The sequence below is a fragment of the Clostridium sp. CCUG 7971 genome (genome assembly GCF_017590215.1).
In the GTDB taxonomy this organism is placed as follows: domain Bacteria; phylum Bacillota; class Clostridia; order Peptostreptococcales; family Peptostreptococcaceae; genus Faecalimicrobium.
In genome coordinates, this window is sequence record NZ_JAFFPK010000094.1 from 24,464 (window position 1) to 30,726 (window position 6,263).

The window sequence follows — 6,263 nt, forward strand, 5'->3', positions numbered from 1 at the left end:
TTAACCAATTATGTGTAAAATCAAATAAAAATAAATTAAATAAATTGGGGGAGGAATTATTATGGCAAAGAGCAGATTAGTAGGAGAATATCCGGTAATAGGGATAAGACCAACAATTGATGCTAGAAAAGGAGTATTAGATGTACGTGGTTCACTTGAAGAACAAACAATGAATATGGCAAAATCAGCAGCTAAATTATTTGAAGAAAATTTAAAATATTCTAATGGAGAGTCTGTAAAAGTTGTTATAGCAGATACTACAATAGGTAGAGTTCCGGAATCAGCAGCTTGCGCAGATAAATTTAGAAGAGAGGGCGTAGATATAACTCTTACAGTTACCCCATGTTGGTGCTATGGTTCAGAAACAATGGATATGAACCCTATGACTATAAAAGGAGTATGGGGATTTAATGGAACTGAAAGACCAGGAGCAGTTTACCTTGCATCAGTTTTAGCAACTCATGCTCAAAAAGGTCTTCCTGCATTTGGAATATATGGACATGATGTACAAGATGCAGATGCAACGGATATCCCAGAAGATGTTAAAGAGAAATTATTAAGATTTGGTAGAGCAGCAGTGGCAGCAGCTTCTATGAGGGGGAAATCTTATTTACAAATAGGTTCGATATGTATGGGTATAGGTGGTTCTATAATAGATTCAGCATTTATGGAAGAATACTTAGGAATGAGAGTAGAATCAGTTGATGAAACAGAAGTAATAAGAAGAATGAGTGAAGACATATATGATAAAGCTGAATTTGAAAGAGCTCTAAAATGGACTAAAGAAAAGTGCATAGAAGGGTTTGACACTAACCCTGATTATGTTCAAAAAAGCAGAGAGCAAAAAATGAAGACTGGGAATTTGTAGTTAAAATGATGTGCATAATAAAAGACTTAATGAATGGAAATGAAAACTTACCAGATGGATGTGAAGAAGAAAGGTTAGGGCACAATGCAATAGCAGCAGGCTTCCAAGGTCAAAGACAGTGGACTGATTTTTATCCAAACTGTGACTTCCCAGAAGCATTACTTAACACTTCATTTGACTGGGATGGAGTTAGAGAACCTTATATATTAGCTACTGAAAATGATGTATTAAATGGTATAAGTATGTTATTTGGAAAATTATTAACTAATACTGCGCAAATATTTTCTGATGTGCGTACTTATTGGAGTCCAGATGCAGTTAAGAATGCTACAGGATATGAACTAGAAGGTGTAGCTAAAGAATCTGATGGATTTATACATTTAATAAACTCAGGAGCATCTTGTCTTGATGCTTGTGGTCAAGCAAAAGATGAAAATGGAAATGGAGTAATGAAAGCTTGGTATGATGTAACTAAAGAAGATCAAGAAAATATACTTAAATCAACTACTTGGAATCCTGCAAATAACGGATATTTCAAAGGCGGTGGATATTCTTCGAGATTCTTAACAGAAGCTGAAATGCCAGTAACTATGATCCGTTTAAATTTAGTCAAGGGACTTGGACCTGTTGTTCAATTAGTTGAAGGATACACTGTAAATCTTCCACATGAAGTATCAGATAAATTATGGAAGAGAACTGACTATACTTGGCCTTGTACTTGGTTTGCACCAAGACTTACAGGAAAAGGTGCATTTAAATCAGCTTATGATGTAATGAATAATTGGGGAGCTAACCACGGAGCAATAAGCTATGGTCATATAGGGGCAGATATAATCACTTTATGTTCTATATTAAGAATACCAGTAAGTATGCACAATATAGAAGAGGAAAAAGTATTTAGACCATCTTGTTGGAATGCATTTGGAATGGATAAAGAAGGTCAAGATTATAGAGCTTGCAAAGCTTATGGGCCAATGTATAAATAAAAAGTTTAGCAGGTGATACTATGGAAAATAAAAAACAAGTCTTAGCTTTTGATTTTGGTGCATCTAGTGGAAGAGCCATGCTTGGTGTATTTGATGGGACCAAAATAGATATAAAAGAAATTCATAGATTTTCAAATGACCCTGTAATTTTAAATGGAACAATGTACTGGGATGTACTTAGACTTTTCTTTGAAATAAAGCAAAGCCTAGTAAAATCAAAACAATTTGGTAAAATTGATAGCTTAGGTATAGATACTTGGGGAGTTGATTTTGCACTACTTGATGAATATGGTCAACTACTTGAAAACCCAATTCATTACAGAGATGGAAGAACATCTGGAATGATAGAGAAAAGTTTTGAAAAAATATCTAAAGATAGATTTTATGATATAACAGGAAATCAATTTATGGAGATAAATACAGTATTTCAGTTATTATCATTAAAAGAAAAAAGATCACATCTACTGCAAAGTGCAGATGTGATGCTCCTAATGCCTGATTTATTTAACTATTTATTAACAGGTAAAAAAGTAACAGAAAGCTCAATTGCATCAACAACTCAATTATTTGATGCAAAAAATAGAAGCTGGTCCCGTGAAGTAATAGATTCTTTGGGATTACCTAAAAAGCTATTTACAAAAATAGTGCCAAGTGGAACTGTAATAGGAAAAATATCAGAGGATATAAGTGAAGAACTTAAAATAGATATGTTAGATGTAATTGCAGTAGCAGGGCATGATACACAAAGTGCATTAGTTTCTGTTCCAGCAAAAGAAAAAGATTTTATATTTTTAAGCTGTGGAACATGGTCCTTACTTGGAAGCGAAATTGATGAACCGATTATTAATGAAAAATCAAGATATTATAATATAACGAATGAAGGAGCTTATGGAGATAAGTCATCTTTCTTGAAAAATATTATAGGTCTTTGGTTAATACAAGAAAGTAAAAGGCAATGGGAAAGAGAAGGAAAAGAATATAGTTTTATAGAGCTAGAAGATATGGCAAAAGAATCTAAATCTTTTAAATGCTTTATAGATCCAGATGACCCAGTATTTATACCATCTGGAAATATTCCTCAAAGAATAAAAGATTACTGTTTAAAAACTAATCAAGAAGTACCAGAAAATGAAGGTGAAATTGTAAGATGCATAAATGAAAGTTTAGCAATGAAATATAGATACTCATTAGAAGAAATAAAAGATTGCACCAAAAAAGAATATCAAGCTATGTATATTGTAGGTGGAGGAACTCAAAGTAAATTACTATGCCAAATGACAGCAAACTCATGTAACTGTAAAGTTTTTGCAGGTCCTATTGAAGCTACTGTACTAGGAAATATAGCAATACAATTAATGGCAAGTGGAGAGATTGAAAATTTAGATAAAGCTCGTGAAATAATAAGAAACTCTCAAAAGATATCTTACTACATGCCAAAAGATTTTAATTCATGGAATGTTTTTTATGAAAAGTTTAAAGATGTTATTAAATCTAAGGAGGTAGCTAAATGTTAAAAGGAGTGCCACAAATACTATCACCAGAATTATTAAAGATATTATGTGAAATGGGTCACAGTGATCAAATAGTAATAGCTGATGGGAATTTTCCTACTGAAAGTATAGGAAAAGATTGTAAAGTAGTTCGTTGTGATGGACACGAAATACCAAAATTATTAGAAGCAATACTTAAAGTATTTCCACTAGATACTTACATAGAAAGGCCAGTTAAATTAATGGAAGTTATGACAGAAGATACAGTCAAAACACCTATATGGGATGAATATAAAACCATTATAAGCAAATACGATAATAGAGGAAATGAAGCTATTGGAACCATAGATCGGTTTAAATTCTATGATGAAGCAAAAGATGTTTATGCAATAATAGCAACTGGAGAAAAAGCACTTTACGCAAACGTTATATTACAAAAAGGTGTAGTAGTAGAATAATAGCTAAATTAGGGAGGTAAATATTATGGAATGTACAAAGACTTTAGAATATATGGAAGTTAGAGAACAAATGTGTGATGTATGTCATAAGATGTGGCAATTAGGATGGGTTGCAGCCAATGATGGAAATGTAACTGTAAAATTAGAAGATGGAACTTTTTTAGCAACACCTACTGGAATAAGTAAAAGTTTTATAACTCCAGAAAAATTAGTTCATATAGATGCTAATGGGGATGTTCTTGATGGACCAGAAGGAGCAAAACCTTCTTCAGAAATAAAAATGCATTTAAGATGTTATCAGGAAAGAGAAGATGTAGGAGCGGTAGTTCATGCTCATCCTCCAACAGCAACTGGATTTGCAGTAGCTCAACTTGATATGGATAGATACACAATGATTGAAACAGTAATAGCAATTGGGTCTATACCAGTTACTCCATATGGAACTCCATCTACACATGAAGTTCCAGATGCTATAGCTCCATATTTAGATGAACATGATGTTTTATTATTATCTAACCACGGAGCATTAACTGTTGGTTCAGATTTAATAACTGCTTACTATAGAATGGAGACATTAGAATTATTTGCAAAGATAAGCTTAACAGCACACTTACTAGGAGGAGAAAAAGAAATATCAAAAGATAATATCAATAGATTAATAGGTATGAGAAATGGATATGGAGTTACAGGTAGACACCCAGGATTTAAACGCTATAGAAAAATAAATAAATGTAAGTAAGCTCTAGCAGTGATTGATGAGTAAAATTTATCCATCACTGCTAGATTAAAACTTTATAAATGTATAGGGGGAAAATTTATGGAAGGTAAAGCTAAAAGTGTAGACAATATTTCTGTCGTTCCGAAAAAATACAGAATTCATTTTATAATGCTTATATCATGTTTTGTACTTTGGGGATTATTAAATAATATGACTGATAATCTTGTACCAGCCTTTGGAAAAATATTTATGCTAGAAGCGGCGGATGCTTCACTTACTCAAGTAGCATTTTACGGATCATATGCAGTACTTGCATTACCAGCGGCAATTTTAATAAAGAAATATTCATACAGACATGGTGTGTTAGTAGGCCTTGGATTATATATAATTGGAGCTATAGGATATATACCAGCAGCAATGTTACAAAATTTTAATTTATTCTTAGCATCTGTGTTTGTTTTAGCGGGAGGTCTTTCTATATTGGAAACTACTTGTAATCCATATGTAATTTCATTAGGTGATGAAGAGACTAGTGTTCGTCGCTTAAATCTAGCTCAAGCGTTTAACCCCTTAGGTTCTTTAACGGGTATTATATTAGCTAAATACTTAATATTAGGAAATTTAAATTCTGCAACTTATGAAGAACGTATTGCAATGAGTCCAGAAGCTTTAAGCGCAATACGTAGTAATGAGTTATTATGGGTATGTGTACCATATGTAGGATTAGTTATAATAGCTATAGTAATTTGGTGTTTCTTCAAGAAAAATAAAGATTCGGAAAAGATACTTCAGCAGAACTTCACATAGTACATTCAATAAAAAAACTTATTAAAATACCACGTTATACATTTGGCGTAATAGCTCAATTTTTCTATGTTGGAGTTCAAATAGCTGTTTGGACTTGGACTATAAAATATGTAATGACTACACTAGGACTTGATGAAGCAGCGGCAGCAGAGTACTATCTTATAGCAATAATATCATTTATAATATGTCGTTGGATATGCACAGCCTTAATGAAATACATAGACCCAGCTATAATGATGGCGGTGTTTGCAATAGGTGGTATAGCTTGTAGTTTAGGAACCATATACTTACCAACATATCAATCAGTGTGGTGCTTAGTTGGAATATCAGCTTGTATGTCATTAATGTTCCCAACAATTTATGGTATAGCACTTAAAGATTTAGGTGAAGAAGTTAAAGTTGGTGCTGCAGGACTTATAATGGCAATACTTGGGGGAGCAGTTATAACACCTATTATGGGAAAATTTGTAGACAATGGTGATTTATCTAATATAGTTCCATCTTTTACAGGTGCAGAAGCAGCTGTTCGTTCATCATTTTTAGTACCGGTAATATGTTTTGCAGTAGTTCTTATTTACTCATTATATTTTAGAACTAAAAAAGAAGCATAATAAAATACTGTAATTAAAACTTAATAAAATTAATTTATAGAATAAAAATCGTATCTTAATAGGTACGATTTTTTATTGGAAATATTATCTATTAAAAAATTAAGTGTGTTTAATGTTTTTAAATGAAAAATATTAAACATCGTATATATATAACTAGAGTGACATAAACTACAATAAAAGTAAGTAATCTAACTAAAATAAAGAGGAGAGGATTAATTTATGGGTAAAAAGTTAAATAAAAATACTAAAAATGTATTATTAGCTGTAGGTTCAATCGCAGGAATAGCCACACTAGCTACAATAGGAGTTAAAAAATTTAAAGAAA

General features: G+C 32.1%; 6 protein-coding genes and 1 pseudogene. All 7 read left to right on the forward strand.

Translation table 11 applies throughout. From position 1 onward, the window contains the following. Positions 1-61 precede the first annotated feature (61 nt). Positions 62-1,077, forward strand: a pseudogene (fucI, locus tag JWF52_RS19705) (L-fucose isomerase); the annotation flags it as partial. Between the two features lie 33 nt (positions 1,078-1,110). Next, positions 1,111-1,854, forward strand: coding sequence for a hypothetical protein (locus JWF52_RS19710; RefSeq protein WP_353654933.1), 744 nt, complete (start codon positions 1,111-1,113; stop codon positions 1,852-1,854). 20 nt (positions 1,855-1,874) lie between these two features. Continuing rightward, positions 1,875-3,368 (forward strand): rhamnulokinase, encoded by a 1,494-nt coding sequence (locus JWF52_RS12215; protein WP_208333828.1) that lies wholly within the window; start codon positions 1,875-1,877, stop codon positions 3,366-3,368. Continuing rightward, positions 3,362-3,802 (forward strand): RbsD/FucU family protein, encoded by a 441-nt coding sequence (locus JWF52_RS12220; RefSeq protein WP_208333829.1) that lies wholly within the window; start codon positions 3,362-3,364, stop codon positions 3,800-3,802. The genes JWF52_RS12215 and JWF52_RS12220 overlap by 7 nt, the downstream gene beginning before the upstream one ends. Positions 3,803-3,827: 25 nt before the next feature. Next, on the forward strand, positions 3,828-4,541 hold the full coding sequence (locus JWF52_RS12225; protein ID WP_208333830.1) for a class II aldolase/adducin family protein: 714 nt from the start codon (positions 3,828-3,830) through the stop codon (positions 4,539-4,541). A 78-nt stretch (positions 4,542-4,619) separates the two neighbouring features. After that, positions 4,620-5,327, forward strand: a complete 708-nt coding sequence (locus tag JWF52_RS19355) for an MFS transporter (RefSeq protein ID WP_286184141.1) — start codon at positions 4,620-4,622, stop codon at positions 5,325-5,327. Between the two features lie 113 nt (positions 5,328-5,440). Continuing rightward, complete coding sequence (locus JWF52_RS19360) at positions 5,441-5,938, forward strand: MFS transporter (protein ID WP_286184143.1); 498 nt, start codon at positions 5,441-5,443, stop codon at positions 5,936-5,938. Positions 5,939-6,263 lie beyond the last annotated feature (325 nt).